15 protein-coding genes are annotated in these 17,545 nt (G+C 71.5%); 11 read left to right on the top strand and 4 right to left on the bottom strand.

Features of this window, described 5'->3' with window-relative positions:
* Positions 1–22: 22 nt before the first annotated feature.
* From PKE85_RS13435 to PKE85_RS13390, 10 genes are all read left to right on the top strand, one after another.
* Positions 23–2,227, top strand: a complete 2,205-nt coding sequence (locus PKE85_RS13435) for a TonB-dependent siderophore receptor (RefSeq protein ID WP_271205275.1) — start codon at positions 23–25, stop codon at positions 2,225–2,227.
* Positions 2,224–3,372, top strand: coding sequence for an ABC transporter substrate-binding protein (locus PKE85_RS13430; protein WP_271205274.1), 1,149 nt, complete (start codon positions 2,224–2,226; stop codon positions 3,370–3,372). The genes PKE85_RS13435 and PKE85_RS13430 overlap by 4 nt, the downstream gene beginning before the upstream one ends.
* Positions 3,369–4,451: a siderophore-interacting protein gene (locus tag PKE85_RS13425; protein WP_271205273.1), complete on the top strand. Its 1,083-nt coding sequence runs from the start codon at positions 3,369–3,371 to the stop codon at positions 4,449–4,451. Before PKE85_RS13430 ends, PKE85_RS13425 begins: the two co-directional genes overlap by 4 nt.
* A 94-nt stretch (positions 4,452–4,545) precedes the next feature.
* Complete coding sequence (locus PKE85_RS13420; protein ID WP_271205272.1) at positions 4,546–5,610, top strand: FecCD family ABC transporter permease; 1,065 nt, start codon at positions 4,546–4,548, stop codon at positions 5,608–5,610.
* Complete coding sequence (locus PKE85_RS13415; protein WP_271205271.1) at positions 5,607–6,398, top strand: ABC transporter ATP-binding protein; 792 nt, start codon at positions 5,607–5,609, stop codon at positions 6,396–6,398. Before PKE85_RS13420 ends, PKE85_RS13415 begins: the two co-directional genes overlap by 4 nt.
* Before the next feature lie 85 nt (positions 6,399–6,483).
* Positions 6,484–6,996: a sigma-70 family RNA polymerase sigma factor gene (locus PKE85_RS13410; RefSeq protein ID WP_271205270.1), complete on the top strand. Its 513-nt coding sequence runs from the start codon at positions 6,484–6,486 to the stop codon at positions 6,994–6,996.
* A 69-nt stretch (positions 6,997–7,065) separates the two neighbouring features.
* Positions 7,066–8,043, top strand: coding sequence for a FecR family protein (locus tag PKE85_RS13405; protein WP_271205269.1), 978 nt, complete (start codon positions 7,066–7,068; stop codon positions 8,041–8,043).
* Between the two features lie 98 nt (positions 8,044–8,141).
* Positions 8,142–10,649 carry a TonB-dependent siderophore receptor gene (locus tag PKE85_RS13400; protein WP_271205268.1) on the top strand — a complete coding sequence of 836 codons (2,508 nt, stop codon included), beginning with the start codon at positions 8,142–8,144 and terminating at the stop codon, positions 10,647–10,649.
* On the top strand, positions 10,646–11,743 hold the full coding sequence (locus tag PKE85_RS13395; protein WP_271205267.1) for an ABC transporter substrate-binding protein: 1,098 nt from the start codon (positions 10,646–10,648) through the stop codon (positions 11,741–11,743). The genes PKE85_RS13400 and PKE85_RS13395 overlap by 4 nt, the downstream gene beginning before the upstream one ends.
* Complete coding sequence (locus PKE85_RS13390) at positions 11,740–12,840, top strand: siderophore-interacting protein (protein ID WP_271205266.1); 1,101 nt, start codon at positions 11,740–11,742, stop codon at positions 12,838–12,840. Before PKE85_RS13395 ends, PKE85_RS13390 begins: the two co-directional genes overlap by 4 nt.
* A gap of 54 nt (positions 12,841–12,894) precedes the next feature.
* Here PKE85_RS13390 and PKE85_RS13385 read toward each other — a convergent pair whose 3' ends face one another.
* The 4 genes from PKE85_RS13385 to PKE85_RS13370 all read right to left on the bottom strand — a co-directional run bounded on the left by PKE85_RS13385 (position 12,895) and on the right by PKE85_RS13370 (position 16,868).
* Positions 12,895–14,265, bottom strand: coding sequence for a glutamate--cysteine ligase (locus PKE85_RS13385; protein ID WP_271205265.1), 1,371 nt, complete (start codon positions 14,263–14,265; stop codon positions 12,895–12,897).
* A 74-nt stretch (positions 14,266–14,339) separates the two neighbouring features.
* A complete protein-coding gene (locus PKE85_RS13380) occupies positions 14,340–15,038 on the bottom strand; it encodes a L,D-transpeptidase (RefSeq protein WP_271205264.1) in 699 nt (232 codons plus the stop codon).
* A 135-nt stretch (positions 15,039–15,173) separates the two neighbouring features.
* Positions 15,174–15,914, bottom strand: coding sequence for a L,D-transpeptidase (locus PKE85_RS13375; RefSeq protein WP_271205263.1), 741 nt, complete (start codon positions 15,912–15,914; stop codon positions 15,174–15,176).
* A gap of 204 nt (positions 15,915–16,118) precedes the next feature.
* Entirely contained in the window at positions 16,119–16,868 is a 750-nt protein-coding gene (locus tag PKE85_RS13370) for a 16S rRNA (uracil(1498)-N(3))-methyltransferase (protein WP_271205262.1), read from the bottom strand.
* A 151-nt stretch (positions 16,869–17,019) separates the two neighbouring features.
* Between PKE85_RS13370 and PKE85_RS13365 the strand changes: the two genes are divergently transcribed.
* Complete coding sequence (locus PKE85_RS13365; RefSeq protein WP_271205261.1) at positions 17,020–17,529, top strand: hypothetical protein; 510 nt, start codon at positions 17,020–17,022, stop codon at positions 17,527–17,529.
* Positions 17,530–17,545: the final 16 nt, after the last annotated feature.

Genomic DNA, 17,545 nt, shown 5'->3' with positions numbered 1-17,545 from the left:
CTTTTCGCAAAGGGGCGACGCCATGCGGCGCAGGTCTGCTCTTCTCGCCGGTTCCTCCCTCGCGGTTCTGACGGTGACTGCGGTCGGCGCGGCCTGGGCGCAGTCGCCCGGCGACGCCATTCCGCTTGAGGAAATTTCCGTCCAGGGACAGGGCGCGGCGGCCGAGCGGGCCGACGGGCCGGTGAACGGTTTCGTCGCGACCCGCAGCGCCACCGGCGCCAAGACCGACCTGCCGCTGAAGGAGACGCCCCAGTCCATCAGCGTGGTGACGCAGGACCAGCTTCGGGCGACAGGCGCCCAGACGCCGAGCGAGGCGCTGCGCTACGTGGCCGGCGTGCAGGCGGAGCGCTACGCGTCCGACGCCCGCTACGACTGGATCAAGATCCGCGGCTTCGACGCGCCGGAATACCTCGACGGCATGCAGATGCCGAAGGGCCTCTACTCGTGGCCCCGCTACGAGCCGTTCGGGATCGAGAGGCTCGAGGTGCTCAAGGGCCCGGCCTCGGTGCTCTACGGCCAGACGCCGCCCGGCGGCCTGCTGAACTTCGTCTCCAAGAAGCCGCTGGATGAGGCTCAGGGCGAGGCGCGGCTGTCCACCGGCAGCTACGGCCGCCTGCAGGGCGCTTTCGACGTCACCGGCCCGGCCAATGCGGACGGAAGCGTGCTTTACCGCATGGTCGGTCTCGGGCGGCTCTCGGACACGATCGTCGACTACACCGACAACGATCGCGTCTTCCTGGCGCCGAGCGTGAGCTTCAAGCCTTCCGACGACACCAAGCTGACCGTTCTCGCCCACTACATCCGCGACGAGAGCAAGGCGGTGCAGTTCCTGCCCGCCAATGGCGTGCTCTACGACATTCCGGGCTACGGCAAGCTGCCGCGCAGCCGCTTCATCGGCGAGCCGGACTATGACGATTTCAAGCGCCGCGAATGGGCGATCGGCTACGAATTCGAGCATCGGTTCCAGAACGACGTCACCTTCCGCCAGAAGGCGCGCTACATGAGCGTCGACATCGACATGCCGGTCGTGCGCAACGGCTTCGCCGTCAGCGCCGACCCGCGCTATGTGGACCGGCTCGCGGTGCGCTTCGACGACAAGGCGACGGGCGTGACCGTCGACAATCAGCTTTCCTACGATCTGCGGACCGGTCCGGTGAGCCACAGCCTGCTCGCGGGCTTCGACTACCGCGACTTCGACCTGGATTATGTGGGCAAGAGCGCGCTTTTCGGCCGGCCGGCCGGCTATCCGGGGTTCGACGTCACCGATCCCACGTACGGAACGCCCGTCCCGGCGCTCGGGCCGCAGGGATCGTTCCGCCAGACGCTGAAGCAATCCGGCCTCTACGCCCAGGATCAGATCAGGTTCGACCGCTTCGTTCTGCTGTTGAGCGGGCGCTACGACTGGGTGTCGAACGACACCCGCAACCGCCTGAACCACACGTCGCTCGATCGCGACGACGAGAAATTCACTTGGCGCGCGGGTCTGCTCTACGCGTTCGACAACGGGATTGCGCCTTACGTCAGCTACTCGACCATGTTCCAGCCGGCCGCGGGCTTCAGCTCGGCGGCGGGATCGATCGGCACCGGGGCGGGTCCGGACGGAAAGCCCTACGCGCCGACCACCGGCGACCAGATCGAGGTCGGCGTGAAGTATGAAATCCCCGGCACGCGCAGCCTGCTGACCGCGGCGGTCTACGACATCACCCAGAAGAACGTGCTGGTGGCGAACGCCCTGGGCGGCCCGCAGGCTCAGGTCGGCGAGGTGCGGATGAAGGGCTTCGAGGCCGAGGCGAAGATCGGCCTCGCCGAGGGCTGGGACGCGGTCGGCGCCTTCACCTATGCGGACTCGGAAATTTCCCGCGCCTCGGTCGCGGGCGTGGCGGGCAACCGCTTCCCGCAGACGCCGAAGTATCAGGCGTCGGGCTTCGTCACCTACGCCCTTCAGTCCGCGCCCCTGCAGGGACTGACCCTTGGCGGCGGCGTGCGTTATTTCGGCGCCCACTACGGCGACCAGCTCAACGCCCTGCGCATTCCGTCCAACACGCTGTTCGACGCCATGGCGCGTTACGACTTCGGCGCGCGCAACCCGCAGCTCAAGGGGGTTTCCGCGACGATCACCGCCACAAACCTGTTCGACAAGACCTATGTGTCGAGCTGCGTCGACAGGAACAGCTGCTACTGGGGCGCGGCGCGCACCGTCATCGGCACGCTGTCCTACCGCTGGTGACGCCCACGGCGCCGGCCCTGACGCGCCGCGCGGCGCTGCTCGCCGGGGCGGGCCTGCTGGCGGCGCCTGCGCTCGGCCGCGCCGCGGAGGCGATCGAGATCCGCGACGTGGCGGGCCGGACGGTCCGGCTCGACCGCCCGGCCCGCCGCATCGTCCTGAGCTCCTGGGTCAGCCTCGACGCGCTGGCCCTGCTGCATCCCGAGCCCGTGTCGCTGCTCGCCGGATGGCAGGGCGCGCCGGGCGCGGTGCTGGACGAAGGCTTCTACGAGGCGGTGCTCCGTCGCTTTCCCGAAGCGCGGGCGCTGCCCGCCATCGGGCGGTTCTCGCTGGACGGCGGCGCGGTGGAGACCGTGCTCGGCCTCGAGCCGGACCTGCTCGTGCTCAGCATGTTCGACGCGTTCGGCATGGGGGGCGGCGCGACCAATCCGCAGATCGCCGCCTTCGAAGCCGCGGGCGTGCCGGTGCTGATCGTCGATTTCTTCCTCGATCCTCTGGGCCGCTCGGAGGAGAGCCTGCTGGCGCTCGGGCGCGCCATAGGGCGCGAGGAGGCGGCGGCCGCCTACAACGCCTTCTATCGCGGACGGCGGGAGCGCGTGACGCGGACCGTCGCGGCGAAGGTCGGGGACGGCGCGCGTCCCGCGGTCTTCATGCACGTGCATGCGGCCTCGCCCGACTGCTGCTACTCGCCGGGCCACGCCACGCTGAACGCGTTCATCCGGCTCGCCGGCGGCCACAACATCGGCGCCGACGCGCTGCCGGGCGCCACCGGCCAGCTCAGCCTCGAATATGTCCTCTCCCGCGATCCGGACGTCTATGTGGCCACCGGCGGCTATCAGGCCGAGCCGGGACGTTTCACCCTCGGCCGCGGCGTGTCGGACGAGCGGGCGCGGGCAGGGTTCGCGTCCGTGACGGCGCGTCCCGGGCTGTCGGGGCTGAGGGCCGTCGCGTCCGGGCGGGCCTACGGGCTGTGGCACTCCTTCGCTCATTCCCCGGCCCACGTGGTCGCGATCGAGCTTCTGGCGCGCTGGTTCCAGCCGGAGCTGTTCTCGGACATCGACCCGAAAGCGACGCTGGACGAGATCAACGCGCGCTTCGCCGCCCTGCCTCTCACGGGCGCGCTCTGGGTGGAAACGGGTCCTTCATGACGAAACTGCTGACTGAGGCCGAGATCGCCCTCGCGGAGCCGGAGAGGATCGCAGAGCTGGTCTGCGCTCATCTGACCGAGCACGGCGCGACGGCCGGCCGGGACGCCGAAGGCTGGACGCTGACCTGGCCCAGGGCGACCGCCCGGATGAGCGCGGCGGCGGGAAGACTGCGGATCCACGCCGAGGCGGAAGACTTCGAGGCGCTGTACTGGCTGCGGCTCGGCCTCGCGTCCCATGTGGCCGAGTTCGCGGGCGCAGCCGCCCCGACCATCCTCTGGTCCGGCGACGGAAACGACATCCTGACGCCGCCCAACTTCCGGCTCGCGCGCGTGGCCGGCGTCACGCAGATCACGCCGAACATGCGCCGGGTGACGCTGACCGGCGACGATCTCGCCCGCTTCATGACCGACGACGCCCTGCATGTGAAGCTGCTGGCGCCAACGGTCCCGGGGCGGCCGGCGGGCGTCCCGACGATCGGGCGGGACGGCGTGGTGGTCTGGCCGCAGGGCGAGGGCGCTCCGGCCCGCCGCACCTACACCGTGCGGCGCTTCGACCGCGCGCGGCAGACGCTCGACATCGACGTGGTCGCCCATGACGCGCCGGGACCGGGCGCGCGCTGGGCGCTGTCCGCCCGTGCGGGCGACGAGATCGGCGTCATGGGGCCGGGCGGCGGCGGGATTCCGCAGGCGGCGGAGCTGCTGATCGCCGGCGACGAGACCGCCCTGCCGGCGATCGCGCGCATCCTTGAGGCGCTTCCCCGCGCGGCTCGCGGCAGGGCGATCGTGGAGGTCGCCGACGTGGACGAAATCCAGCCCATCGCCGCGCCCGACGGCGTCGAACTCGTATGGCGCGATCGTTCCGCGCCGCAGGCGCCCGCAGGCGAAACCCTCGCGGACGCAGTGGCGCGGGCCGCGCCGGCGCGCCCGCAGGACGATGTTTTCCTGTGGGCGGGCTGCGAGTTCGAGGATTTCCGGGCCATCCGGGCCCACGCCCGCAAGACGCTCGGCCTTCCGAAAGCCCGGCATCTGGTCGCAGCCTACTGGCGCCGGGGCCGCAGCGAGAGCGCCCGGGAGGAATGATCCCCGCGCCGTGCAGCCGGGACGTCCCCCCGCGCGATGTGCTATCGGCGGCGCCGGCCTGCGCTCATGCGGGATCGAGGGAGACGGATCGGCCATGCCGGAGGAAACCGCCGCGGCTTACGCCCGCGACCGGACGCTCGACGCCTATCGCCGGCTGACCCGGCGTCGCGCGGCGCTGGCGGCGGCGCTGGCGCTGGCGGCTTTCGGGGCGCTGCTGCTCGACATCGGGTCGGGCGCGTCCAGCGTGACGGCGCCGGACGCGTTCCGGGCGCTGGTCGGCTGGGGCGAGGTTTCGCGTTCGCTCGAGGTCATCGTCTGGCAGGTGCGGCTGCCCGCGGCCCTGATGGCGCTGCTGGTGGGCGCGGCGCTGGCGCTCGCCGGCGCCGAGATGCAGACCGTGCTGGGCAACCCGCTGGCGGAGCCGTTCACGCTCGGCGTGTCGGCGGCGGCGGCGCTGGGCGCGGCGCTCGCCATCGTGCTGGGGATCTCGGCCTTCGGCGTTCCGGCGGAATTCGCCGTGCCCGCGAACGCCTTCCTGTTCGCGCTCGGCTCGCTGCTGCTGCTCCTGCTGCTGTCGCGGGTCAGCGGCGCGGGGCCGGACACGCTGGTGCTGTTCGGCATCGCGCTCGGCTTCGCGGCCCAGTCCCTGCTGGCGCTGGTGCAGTTCGTCGCCACCGCCGACAGCCTGCAGCAGCTGGTGTTCTGGAGCATGGGCAGCCTGTCCCGCGCCAGCATGACCACCGTCGGCCTGCTGGCGGCGGCGCTGGCGCTGGTGGCGCCGTTCTCCTTCGCCGCCTCCTGGCGGCTGACGGCGCTCAGGCTCGGCGACGAGCGCGCCCGCAGCTTCGGCGTGGACGTGGCCCGGCTCCGCTTCGCGGCGCTGGCGCGGGTCAGCCTGCTCGCGGCCTGCGCCGTGGCCTTCGTGGGCGTCGTCGGCTTCGTGGGGCTGGTGGGGCCGCATGTGGCCCGCATGCTGGTGGGCGAGGACCACCGCTACCTGCTGCCCGCAAGCGCCCTGTGCGGCGCGCTCGCCATGTCGCTGGCCTCCGTGCTCAGCAAGATGGTCGTGCCGGGCGTCATCCTGCCCATCGGTCTGGTGACGGCGCTGGTGGGGCTGCCGGTGTTCGTGGCGCTGATCCTCCGCCGGGGCCGGCGATGACGGAGGCGGGCGCGCTTCTCGTCTCCGGCCTCGCCGTCGGCTACGGCCGGCGCATGGTCGCCCGCGACCTCACCCTGCCGCCGCTCGCGCCCGGCGAGGTGACGGCGCTGGTCGGCCCCAACGCCGCCGGCAAATCCACCATCCTCAAGGCGCTGGCGGGGCTGGTTCCGGCCGAGGGAAGCATCCGCCTCGGCGACGTGGACCTGCGGGCGCTGTCGCGGGGAAAGCGCGCGGAGCTGGTCGGATTCATGCCGCAGACGCTGCCCTCCTCCAGCGACCTGACCGTGCTGGAGGGCATGATGGCGGCGCTGCGCGCCGGCGCCGCGCCGGCGGGACACGGCGCGCTGGAGGAGCGGGCGGTGGCGGCGCTCGACAGCCTCGAGGTGGGGCCGCTGGCGCTGAAGACCTTCGCCGAGCTCTCCGGCGGCCAGCGGCAGATCGCGAGCCTCGCCCAGGCGGTGGCGCGGAGGCCGCGCCTGCTGCTGCTGGACGAGCCCACCAGCGCGCTCGATCTGGCGCGCCAGCATCAGGTCATGGCGCTGGCGCGCGCTTACGCCCGCGAAGGCCGCATCGTGGTGGCGGTGCTGCACGACCTCGCGCTCGCGGCCTCATGGGCCGACCGCATGGTGGTGCTGTCCGAGGGGCGGCTGCACGCCTTCGGCCGCCCGGACGAGGCCCTGACGCCCGGGACGCTCGCCACGGTCTATGGCGTGGAGGCGCGGGTAGAGCGCTGCTCCCGCGGACGGCTGCAGGTGATCGTGGACGGCCTGATCGGCGGCGCAGCTTAGAATGACTATAAAATATTGATATTGCACGATATTTCTTGTCACGGCATAGTGAGGTTCTCCTCCTCGTGACATGGCGCCTCGCAGAATGGGTTCCGACCTCTCCGGGCGGGCCGAAGCGTTCGGCCAGCTCTACGCCGAACACAGCGACCAGTTGGAGCGGGCGGTGCGCCGCCGGCTGGGCCATGGCGCGGGCGCCCGCGACGTGGTGCAGGAGGCGTTCCTGAAGCTGTGGGAGAAGGCGATCGACGCCGCCCGGCTCACGCCCGCCTATCTGCACAAGGTCGCCCGCAACGCCGCCATCGACCATGCGCGGGCCAAGACGGTGCGGCGGGACGCGGTGCGCGACCTCGCCGAGCTTGCGATCCCGACGTCGCCGCCGACGCCATACGACGCCATGGCCTCGCGCGAGGCGCTGGAGACGGTGGAGCGCGCGCTGGAGGCGCTGCCGTCGCGCACCCGGCTGATCTTCCTGCTCAACCGCATTCATGGCCGCACCTTCGTGGAGATCGCGGGCGGCCTCGGCCTGTCCGAGCGCGCGGTGGCCAAGCACATGGCCAGGGCGCTCTCCGTCTGCGAGCGCGCGCTGCCGCGCGACTGAACGGCCCTTGCCGAAACGTCTCCCATGGCGCACGTCTTGGGCGCGCCGCCTTTCGCGACCCGACCGCCCATGACCTCTTCCGCCGACGATTCCGACCTCACCCTGCGCGACGCGGCGCGCGCGCTGTTCGTGCGCCTCAAGGATCGCGAGACGCCCCGCCGCCGGCGCGCGGCCGAGAGCTTCCGCAGCCAAAGTCCGGAGCATGAGGCGGCGTGGCTGGCGGTGGAGGGGGCCTGGCGCGACGCGCAGGGGCCCGCGGCGCGGCTCGCCGCCAGGGACGAGGCGGATGTGCGCGACGCGCTCCGGCGCATCGACGCGGCCAAGGGGGCCAGGCCGCCCAAAGGCCTCGTCGTCGCCTGCCTCGCGCTTGGCGCGGCGCTTGCGGGCGGGCTGTGGCTGGAGCGGCCGCATCTGATGCAGGACCTCGTCGCGGATCATGTGGCGCCCCGGGGCGAGCGGCGGCTGGTGACGCTCGCCGACGGCTCCAGCGCGCTGCTCGACGCCGACAGCGCGCTGGACGAGGACTTCGGCGCCGGGCGCCGGGTGCGGCTGCTGCGGGGCGCCGCCTATTTCGAGGTGAAGCCCGCCGCCGCGCCCTTCGTGGTGGAGGCGGACGGTGCCGAGACGCGGGTGCTCGGCACCGGCTTCGAGGTGCGGCTGCTGGAGACGGGCGGGACAGTGACTCTGGCCCACGGCGCGGTGGCGGTGCGCGGGCGCGCCGGCGGCGAAGCGCGGCTCGCGCCCGGCGAGGCGGTCGCCTTCGGTCCCGCAGGCGTCGGCCGCGCGGCGCCGGCGGATGTGGACGGCGCGCTCGCCTGGCGCGGCGGGCGCTTCGTGTTCTACCGCATGCGGCTCGCCGACGTGGCGCGGGAGATCGAGCGCTACCGGCCCGGCCGGGTGGTGGTGGCCTCCGCCGACCTCGCCGACGAGCGCATCACCGGCACGCTCGACCTCGCTAAGCCCGACGCCGCGCTGGAATCGCTGCGGGCGAGCGTGGGCTTCCGCGTCACCGCCCTCGCCGGACGGCTGGTCGTTCTCCGGCGCTGAAAAAAATCCGTCCGCGGCGGTTCAGTGAACGCGCGTGGCGGCCGTCATCCCCATGAGACCCGCCAGACGCCGGCGGGCGCGTTACGGGGATGTTCAAAATGGCGATGAAGAGCGTGTGGCGCGCGGGCCTTGCAGCCGGTGCGCTGGCGGCGGCGGTGGGGACGGCGGGGGCCGATCCGGCGGACGCGCGGCGGGTGCGGATCGACATCGCCGCGAAAGCCGCCCCGCAGGCGCTGAACGAACTCGGCCGGGCCATGGGCCTCGCAGTGGTGTTCCGCGAGAACCGCCCCATCACCGCCAGCACCAAGCCGGTCAAGGGCGAGATGACCGCGCGCGAGGCGCTGGGACGCATGCTCTCCGGCACCGGCTACGCCTACCGCTTCGTGAACGAGGGCACGGTCTCGATCTTCAACCCGGCGGCGGACGCCGCGCCGGTGGCGCTGGAGGAGACGGTGGAGCTGCCGCCGCTCTCGGTCGCCGGCGAGGGCGAGACCGCCACCGGCCCGGTGAACGGCTTCGTGGCGAAGCGCTCCGCCACCGCCTCCAAGACCGACGCGGCGCTGATCGAGACGCCGCAGTCGATCTCCGTCATCCCCCGCGACCAGATGGACGCCCAAGGCGCCACCACGGTGGGCGAGGCGCTGCGCTACACCGCGGGCGTGGTGGCCGGCACCGCGGGCCTGCAGAGCCGGCGGTTCGACCCGGTGTTCCTGCGCGGCTTCGGCGGCTTCTCCGCCGACGCCAGCTACGCCTCCTATCACGACGGCCTGCGCTGGAACTTCCCCGCCCGCACCGCGGTGCAGATCGACCCGTTCCTGCTGGAGCGCGTGGAGGTGTTCCGCGGCCCGTCCTCGGTGCTCTACGGCCGCGCCCAGCCCGGCGGCTTCGTCAACCTGGTCAGCAAGCGCCCCACCGACACGCCGGTGAACGAGGTCTTCGCCCGCGTCGGCGAGCACGCCTATCTGGAGACCGGCGTGGACGTGGGCGGCAAGGTCGACGACGCCGGGACGCTCACCTACCGCATGATCGCGCTCGGCCGGCTGGCCGAGACCCAGATCGACTACCAGAAGGACCAGCGCATCCTGCTGGCGCCGTCCTTCACCTGGCGGCCGGACGACCAGACCACGCTCACCGTGCAGGCGGCCTACCAGCACGACCCGCACACCTCCGACGCCGGCTTCGTCTCCCCCCGCGGCACGATCCTGGGCGTCCCCGGCCACGGCAAGCTGTCCAACAGCTTCTTCCAGGGCGACAAGAACTGGAACCGCTTCGACCGCACCGAAGCCTGGGTCAGCGCCCAGTTCGAGCATGAGTTCAACGACAGCCTGACCTTCCGCTCCAACGCCCGCTACGGCAAGATCAAGGACACGTTCAAGAGCGTCGATTTCTTCCAGCTCGCGGATGACAATAAGACACTCTATCGCACCCCCACGATCTCGAAACATGACGTAGACAATTTCGCGATCGACAATCAGCTCGAAACGAAGTTCGAGACCGGTCCGTTCTCGCACACGACGCTGGTCGGCCTCGATTACCAGTGGATGGATGGACCTTGGGATTACGGTTGGTCGTCCATAGATCCTATCGATATCTTTGACCCCAACAACAATATGTCGTTCGTCAAGCCGAAGCCGATCGTTCGCAACACCAACGAGATCGAGCAGGTCGGCGTCTACGCGCAGGACCAGATCGCCTTCGACAAGTGGCGGCTGTGGCTGTCGGGCCGGCGCGACTGGTCCAATATCCACACGAAGCAAACGATCATCGCGACGGACTTCGTCCGTAGCGACATTCGGGCGAAGGACGCGGCATGGACCGGCCGGGCGGGCCTCGTCTATCTGTTCGACAACGGTCTGTCGCCTTACGTCAGCTATTCGACCTCGTTCGAGCCGACGCTCGCTACAGCCTCGGATCAGGGTCCCTACAAGCCGACCACGGGCAACCAGTGGGAAGCAGGCTTCAAGTATCAGCCGACTGGCTACAACGCCTTCATCACGGTGGCCGCGTTCGACATTCACAAGGAGAATGTCGTGAGCTCGGCCCTGGTGGGAACGGACACCGTGTATCGGGTTGACGGTGAAGTGCGATCACGGGGTTTCGAGGTCGAGGGTAAGGCAAGCCTCGCCGAAGGGCTCAATCTGACTGCAAGCTACGCCTACACCGACATGAAGGTGCTTGAGACCTCCGAAAGCACCACGCTAAAGGACGATGATGTAATCTCGCACAAGGGCAAGCGTCCTGTCGCCGTGCCCGAGCACACGGCGACGATCTGGGCCGACTACGCCTTCCAGCCGTCGAACGCGCTCAACGGCCTGACCGTTGGCGGCGGCGTCCGATACATCAGTTCAACCTTCGGCACGGCGTCGAACGTGTGGAACGAACCTGGCTATATCCGCAAGCCCTCAAAGGTGCCCGGCTTCACCCTCGTGGACGCCGCCGTCACCTACGACTTCGGCAAGCGCAATCCGCGGCTTGACGGCTTCAGCGTGACGGTCAACGCCAAGAACCTGTTCGACAAGGACTACATCGCCGCCTGCAACGGCTTCGGCTCCTGCACCTTCGGCGAGGGCCGCATGGTGCTGGCCACGGCCCGCTACCGCTGGTGAGGCGGCGGGAGGTCCTGCTCGGTTCGCTCGCGCTTGGCGCCCTCGGGGTTCCGGCGCGGGCGCGGGCGGCGGCGATCTCCGTGGTGGATCAGGCGGGCCGGACGGTGACGCTGGACCGGCCGGCCCGCCGCCTCGTCCTCTCGGACGGGATCGACCTGATCGCGCTGGGGCTGATCCACGACCGGCCGGTGGAGCTGCTCGCCGGCTGGAACGCCACCTGGCTCGACGCCGACACGCTGGCGACGCTCGAGGCCGCGGACCCCCGCCTCGCCGCGGTCCCGAAGCTCGGCGCGTCCTCCCCGGACGCGCTGCCGATCGAGAAGCTGATCGCGCTCTCCCCCGATCTGGTGGTGCTCAGCCCCTATTTCGCCTCCCACGCCGCCGGCGTCGCGGCGCTGGAGCGGGCGGGGATCGCGGTGGCGGTGCTGCAGCCCTCGCCGTCCTTACGCGACGGCGCGCAGGGGCTCGCGCTGCTCGGCCGGCTCATCGGCCGGGACGCGCAGGCCGACGCCTACCTCTCCTTCTTCCGGGCGCGCAGCGGGGCGATCCGCGACCGGCTGGCCAAGGCCGGCGGCCCGCGTCCGCCGGTGCTGCTGGAGGCCCATGCGGGCGCAGGCCCGTGCTGTATGTCGCCCGGCCGCGGCCAGAGCATCGGCGATCTGGTGGACGCGGCCGGAGGCCGCAACATCGGCGAGGACGTCATCGCCGGCATGGCCGGACAGCTCTCGCTGGAACATGTGCTCGCCGCCGAGCCGCAGATCTATGTGGGCACCGGCGGCGCCTATCTCGCGGCCCGCGGCGGGCTGGTGCTGGGCCCCCGCCGCACCGTGGACGAGGCGCGGGCCTCGCTCGCCAGGGCGCTCGCCCGGCCGGGCCTGTCCGAAATCCCCGCCATCCGCCACGGCCGCGCCTATGGCCTGTGGCACGATCTCGCCCGCTCCGCGCTCAATCTGGTGGCGCTGGAGGCGCTCGCCCGCTGGATCCGCCCGGACCTGTTCGGCGACCTCTCCCCGCAGGCCATGCTCGACCGCATCAACGCCGAGTTCTCCGCCTTCCCCGTCACCGGCGCGCTGTGGGTGGAGGCGCGGCCGTGAGCCCCGGCCGGCTGCGCGCGGAGGCGGCGATCCGCCTGCCGGACGCCGGGCGTTACGTGGAGCCGATCTGCGCCCATCTGGAGGGCCACGGCGCCCGCCGCCGGCGCGAGGGAGGCGCGGAGGAGATCGCCTTTCCGTTCGCCCGCGGCCGGTTCGAGGCGACCGGCGACCATCTGCGGATCACGGCCGAGGCCGAGGACGCCGACCTGCTGTTCGAGCTTCAGCAGGAGATCGAGGAGCATGTGGAGGAGTTTGCGGGCCGGGCGGCCGGTCCTCTGGTCTGGACCGGCGACGCGGCGCCCAGGCCGGAGAGGCCGCCGAATTTCCGGCTGGCCACCGTGGTCGGCGCATGCCTCCTGTCGCCCGGATTCCGCCGGGTCACGCTGCGCTGTCCCAATCCGCTGCGGTTCACCAGCCCCAACGACCTTCATGTGAAGCTGCTGGTCCCGCCCGCAGGAAGGCCACCGGAATGGCCCGCCTTCGGACCCGACGGCGGCTTCCGCTGGCCCAGCGGACCGGGCCGGCCGGAGGTGCGCAAATACACGGTCCGGAGCTACGATCTTGGCGCTGGAACGCTGGACGTGGACTTCGCGCTGCATGGCGATCCGGGGCCCGGCGCGCGCTGGGGCGCCGAGGCGCAGGTCGGCGACCAGGTGGGACTCGTCGGTCCCGGCGGACGCGCGGCGCCCCCGGCGGACTGGCTGCTGCTGGCGGGGGACGAGACCGCGCTGCCCGCCATCGCCCGCATTCTGGAAAACGCCCGTTCCGGGACGCGGGGCGTCGCCGTGATCGAACTCGCCGACGCCGCCGACCGGCAGGAGATCGCGAAACCCGCCGGCGTGGAGCTGCGCTGGCTCACCCGCGGCCGCGACGCGCCGCTCGCGCAAGCCGTGCGCGACGTCGTCCCGCCGCCGGCCGGAAGCTCGCGCTTCTTCTGGGCGGCCGCCGAGCATGCCGTGTTCAGGGCGATGCTCGCTCAGGCGCGGCGGGACGGCTGGGGCAAGGCCGAGCGCCTGATCGTCTCCTACTGGCGCCGCGGCGTGGCGGGGGAGGAGGACGGCGCTCTCGGCTCCCTGCTCCGGGCGATCGCGGGCTGACCGCCTGAACGCGAGAAGCCGGCTAATCTTCGGCCTTTCGAAACCTGGGGCGTTTCAGTACGCCATCTCCCGGAACGCCGGATCGACGCTTTCGCCCCAGGCGCCGTGGTACTTGCCGAGCAGGGTCTCGGCCAGCGTGCGCTCCTCCTCCACCACCCGCAGCAGCGGCGCGATGTGGATGCGCTCGTCGTCGCCCATGAGGTTGGCGCGGCCGCGGCGGGCGAGGCCGTCGGAGGCGAGCGCCACCGTCTCGCGGGCGAGATCCAGCACGCTGCGGCCGGCGATCTCCGCCTTCAGGCCGAGGCGCGGAACGTCGTCGCGCAGGCGCTGCCGCTCCTCCGCGCTCCAGCCCTTCACGATCTCCCAGGCCGCGTCCAGATTGGCCGCGTCGTAGAGCAGGCCGACCCAGTAGGACGGCAGCGCGCAGATGCGGCCCGTGGGGCCGGAGTCCGCGCCGCGCATCTCCAGATAGCGCTTGAGCCGGACCTCGGGAAAGATGGTGGTCAGATGGTTGGACCAGTCGGCGACGGTGGCGCGCTCGCCGGGAAGCTGGGGCAGGCGGCCCTCAAGGAGGTCGCGGAACGAGGCCCCGGCCACGTCGTGGTAGCGGTCGCCGCGCTTGACGAAATACATCGGCACGTCGAGCGCGTAGTCCACGTAACGCTCGAAGCCCATGCCGTCCTCGAAGGCGAAGGGCAGCATGCCGGCGCGCTGGTTGTCGGTGTCGCGCCAGATCTCCGAGCGGGCGGAGAGGAAGCCGTTGGGCCGCCCCTCCATGAACGGCGAATTGGCGAACAGCGCGGTGGCGATCGGCTGCAGCGCGAGGCTGACGCGCAGCTTGCGCACCATGTCCGCCTCGCTCTCGAAGTCGAGATTCACCTGCACCGTCGAGGTGCGGTACATCATGTCGAGGCCGCGGGTCCCCACCTTGGGCATGTAGCGGGTCATGATGCCGTAGCGGCCCTTGGGCATCACCGGCGTCTCCGCCAGCGTCCATTTCGGGCTCATCCCGAGGCCGAGGAAGCCGAGGCCGAGCGGGTCGGCCACCTGCCGCACCTGCGCCAGATGGGCGTGCAGCTCGGAACAGGTCTGGTGGATGGTCTCCACCGGCGCGCCGGACAGCTCGAACTGGCCGCCCGGCTCCAGGCTGATGGCGCCGCCGCCGGTCACGTCGTAGAGGCCGATGATCCGGCCGTCCTCGAGGATCGGATCCCAGCCCAGCAGAGCCTGCATGCCCTCCAGCAGCGCGCGGATTCCGTCCGGCCCCTCGTAAGCCACCGGCGACAGGTCGGCGCGGCGGAACGGGAACTTCTCGTGCTCCGTGCCGATGCGGAACTGCTCGACCGGCTTGCAGCCGGCTTCGAGCCATCCCACGAGCTCCGCCCGCGACGAAATGAGGTTGGGGTCGATCTGGTCGCGGGCCATGACGGCTCCTGATGAAGGCGAAGCCGCAGACCGTTACGGGGTCGGACGACAGCCGTAAAGCGGCGCGTCGAACGTCAGGAGGTGACGCCGAGGGTCCGGCTGGGTGGCAGCACCACCACCTGGGTGCCGGTGGGCACGCGCTCGTAGAGGTCGATGATGTCGTGGTTGAGCATGCGGATGCAGCCCGACGACAGCGCGCGGCCGATGGAGCGCGGCGCGTTGGTGCCATGGATGCGGTACATGGTGTCCCGGCCATCCTGGTAGAGGTAGAGCGCGCGGGCGCCGAGCGGGTTGTCGAGGCCGCCGGGCATGCCGCCCGCCCATTTGGCGTTCAGCTCCGGGTCGCGGGAGATCATGTCGCGGGTGGGCGTCCAGGTGGGCCACACGCCCTTGCGCTGGATGGTGGCGCGGCCGTTCCACTCCATGCCCTGCTTGCCGACGCCGACGCCGTAGCGCATGGCGCGTCCGCCTTCGAGCACCAGGTAGAGCAGGCGCGCGTCCGGATCGACCACGATGGTTCCCGGCGCCTCGCCGGTGGGGTCGGACATGGTCCGGCGCAGCACCGCCGGATGCAGCATGCGCCAGTTCACCGCCGGCATCGGATGCGCCTCGTCCGGGCGGGCGCCGTAGATCTCGTCGTAGTTGGCGCCGTCCGGGTCGATGAAGGCGCGCATGTCGGTCAGCGGGCCGCCGCCGGCGCAGGCCGCGAGACCGAGAGGCATCGCCGCCACGAAGGCGCGGCGCGTCATGCGGACGGGGGCGTTACGCGACATGGGCATGCGATCCGATTCTGGAGAGGCCGGCGAGGCCGCGCGGGGGCGCCGCGGCGCTCCGCCGGGGAAGGCGGGCGGGTTAGAAACGTCGGAACCGCGCGGCCGTTCCAGCGTCGCCGCGCGCCCCCGCGCTGGTTAAGAGCGGACCACGACGCGCGTGCCGATCGGCACGCGGCTGTAGAGGTCGATCACGTCCTGGTTGAGCATGCGGATGCAGCCGGAGGAGACCGCCTTGCCGATGGAGTAGGGCTCGACCGTGCCGTGGATGCGGAACAGGGTGTCCTTGTCGCCCTGCCACAGCGCGAGCGAGCGGGCGCCCAGCGGGTTGCTCGGGCCGCCGGGCATGCCGCTGGCGTAGGGGCGCGCCTTGGGGTCGCGGGCGACCATCTCCGCCGGCGGATGCCAGTCCGGCCATTCCAGCTTGCGGCGCACATAGGCCTGTCCGGACCAGGCGAAGCCTTCGCGGCCGACGCCCACGCCGTAGCGGATCGCGGTGCCGTCGTCCTGCACCAGATAGAGATGCCGCTCGTGCGGGTCGATGACGATGGTGCCGGCGGGTTCGCCGGTGGTGTTCGGGACCGTCTGCTTCAGGAAGCGCGGGTCGATCTTCTGCAGGTTGACCGGGCGGACGGGATAAGGCTCGTCGGCGTCCGCGCCGGCGCCGTAGCGGGCGTCGTTCGACGGCTCGGTGATGTCGGGCAGGCTCGGCAGCACGGGCAGCACCGGAACCGGCGCCGCGGCGTAAGGCATGGCGGTGGGCGGCGGCAGCGGACGCGAGGCCGAACAGGCCGCGAGCGCCAGCGGCAGCGCGGCGAGGGCGAGACGGCGCGACCACAGGGCGGCGCAGGAGACAGTGTCGTGCAGACCAGATGACATGGAGGTGTTCTTCGACAAGACCCGCTAGAGCCGCCCGAGCCGGCGGCTTCACTTAACGCCTATACGCCTCTCGCCGCCCTCGCGGCATGCCGACTTCGCGAGAACGCCGCGATGCCGCGGCGGTGCGTCATTTCCGCAACGCCGCACAGCGCAACGCCTTTTGTTCGGCCGAGAGAATCTAGGTGGAATTAAGTTAACAACTGGTCAATTCGGCGGCGGCGCGCCGTCCCGCGCCGCCTGCACCAGCGCGAGCGCGGCCACCGCCGCGGTGTCCGCCCGCAGGATGCGCGGCCCGAGCGAGATTCGCGTCACGCCGGGAAGGCGCAGCAGCGCCGTGCGCTCCGCGGGATCGAAGCCGCCTTCCGGCCCGATCAGCACGGCGAGCGGGCCGGCCGCGATCGGACGCAGCGCCGCCATGGGGTCGGCCTGCTCCGCGGCCTCGTCGCAGAACACGAGCGGAAGCGCCTCCGGCCAGCGCGCCAGCGCGCGGTCCAGCGGCTCCGGGTCCAGCACCTCCGGCACGGCCAGCACGCCGCATTGCTCCGCCGCCTCGATCACATTGGCGCGCATGCGCTCCAGATTGACCCGCGTCGCCTGGGTGCGGCGGGTGAGCACGGGCCGGAGCCGTCCGGCGCCCATCTCCGCCGCCTTCTGGACCATGTAGTCTAGCCGGGCGTGCTTCAGCGGCGCGAACAGATAGTCCACGCCGGTGGGCGGGCTCTGCTCGCGGGTGCGGCGCTCCACCGCCACCTGAACGCGCTTCTTCTCCACCGCCTCGACGCGCCCGGCCCATTCGCCGTCGCGCCCGTTGAACAGCAGCAGCGCCTGTCCAGGCGCGACCCGCATCACGTTGCGCAGGTAGTTGGCCGGCGCGTCGGTCAGCGTCAGCGCCCCGCCGTCGGTCAGGGCCTCGTCCACGAACAGCCGGGAGGAAAGGAAATCGTCGTCCGCCATGCGCCCCTTTTAGCCGAACCGGCGGGCGAGGCCAGAGGCGGGCGCGCTTCCGCCGGTTAACGAAACGTTAAAAAAGCGGCGCGGCTACGTGGAAATCCGGTTGGCCGCCGCCTGGGTCCGGGCTATCCAGCCTTCCGACGAGGTGGGGACCTTGTCGGGGGATGCCGCGGTGGACAAGAGCCTGCTCAAGACGGCGGCGATCGGCTTTCTCGCGCCGGTCGTGCTGCTGGCGCCGTTCCAGAATGCCCGCGCCGGATTTCTGGACTGGCTGTTCGGGCGCAGGCCCGCGGCCGTCAGCGCGCCCGCGCATCCCGAGGTGACCGTTTCCGCCGCGTCCAAGCGGCCGAAGAAGAAGCGCGCGGCTGCGCTCAAGGCGCCGCCGGTTCCGGCGCTGACGCCGCAGGAGCAGCTCGCCCGCACCATTGATCCGGACAAGACGCCGGACTGGCATCTGGTCGATCCCACCCTGCGCCGGGGCGACGTGCTGTTCCTGAAGGACAGGGTCGTGGTTTTCATGGGCGGGGAGCCCGGCAAGCCCGGCGCCTACATGCCCGTCAGCCAGACGCGGCTGTTCACCGCCAGGGAACGCCGCCTGTTCGCCGCCATGGCGCGCGACCGCGCCGGCCCGCCGCGCCCGACCCGGATCGCGCGGGCGCGCTGAGGACCTGCGCGCGGAC

The organism is Methylopila jiangsuensis, assembly GCF_027922305.1.
GTDB lineage: Bacteria > Pseudomonadota > Alphaproteobacteria > Rhizobiales > Methylopilaceae > Methylopila > Methylopila jiangsuensis.
Note: the sequence above shows the minus strand (reverse complement) of the source record. Positions and strands in the feature narration are given on the sequence as shown.

What these genes read in the sequence shown, in the direction of transcription:
- PKE85_RS13435 (WP_271205275.1), top strand. Translation starts at nt 23, where the DNA reads ATGCGGCGCAGGTCTGCTCTTCTCGCCGGTTCCTCCCTCGCGGTTCTG.
- PKE85_RS13425 (WP_271205273.1), top strand. Translation starts at nt 3,369, where the DNA reads ATGACGAAACTGCTGACTGAGGCCGAGATCGCCCTCGCGGAGCCGGAG.
- PKE85_RS13420 (WP_271205272.1), top strand. Translation starts at nt 4,546, where the DNA reads ATGCCGGAGGAAACCGCCGCGGCTTACGCCCGCGACCGGACGCTCGAC.
- PKE85_RS13415 (WP_271205271.1), top strand. Translation starts at nt 5,607, where the DNA reads ATGACGGAGGCGGGCGCGCTTCTCGTCTCCGGCCTCGCCGTCGGCTAC.
- PKE85_RS13410 (WP_271205270.1), top strand. Translation starts at nt 6,484, where the DNA reads ATGGGTTCCGACCTCTCCGGGCGGGCCGAAGCGTTCGGCCAGCTCTAC.
- PKE85_RS13405 (WP_271205269.1), top strand. Translation starts at nt 7,066, where the DNA reads ATGACCTCTTCCGCCGACGATTCCGACCTCACCCTGCGCGACGCGGCG.
- PKE85_RS13400 (WP_271205268.1), top strand. Translation starts at nt 8,142, where the DNA reads ATGGCGATGAAGAGCGTGTGGCGCGCGGGCCTTGCAGCCGGTGCGCTG.
- PKE85_RS13385 (WP_271205265.1), bottom strand. Translation starts at nt 14,265, where the DNA reads ATGGCCCGCGACCAGATCGACCCCAACCTCATTTCGTCGCGGGCGGAG.
- PKE85_RS13380 (WP_271205264.1), bottom strand. Translation starts at nt 15,038, where the DNA reads ATGTCGCGTAACGCCCCCGTCCGCATGACGCGCCGCGCCTTCGTGGCG.
- PKE85_RS13375 (WP_271205263.1), bottom strand. Translation starts at nt 15,914, where the DNA reads ATGTCATCTGGTCTGCACGACACTGTCTCCTGCGCCGCCCTGTGGTCG.
- PKE85_RS13370 (WP_271205262.1), bottom strand. Translation starts at nt 16,868, where the DNA reads ATGGCGGACGACGATTTCCTTTCCTCCCGGCTGTTCGTGGACGAGGCC.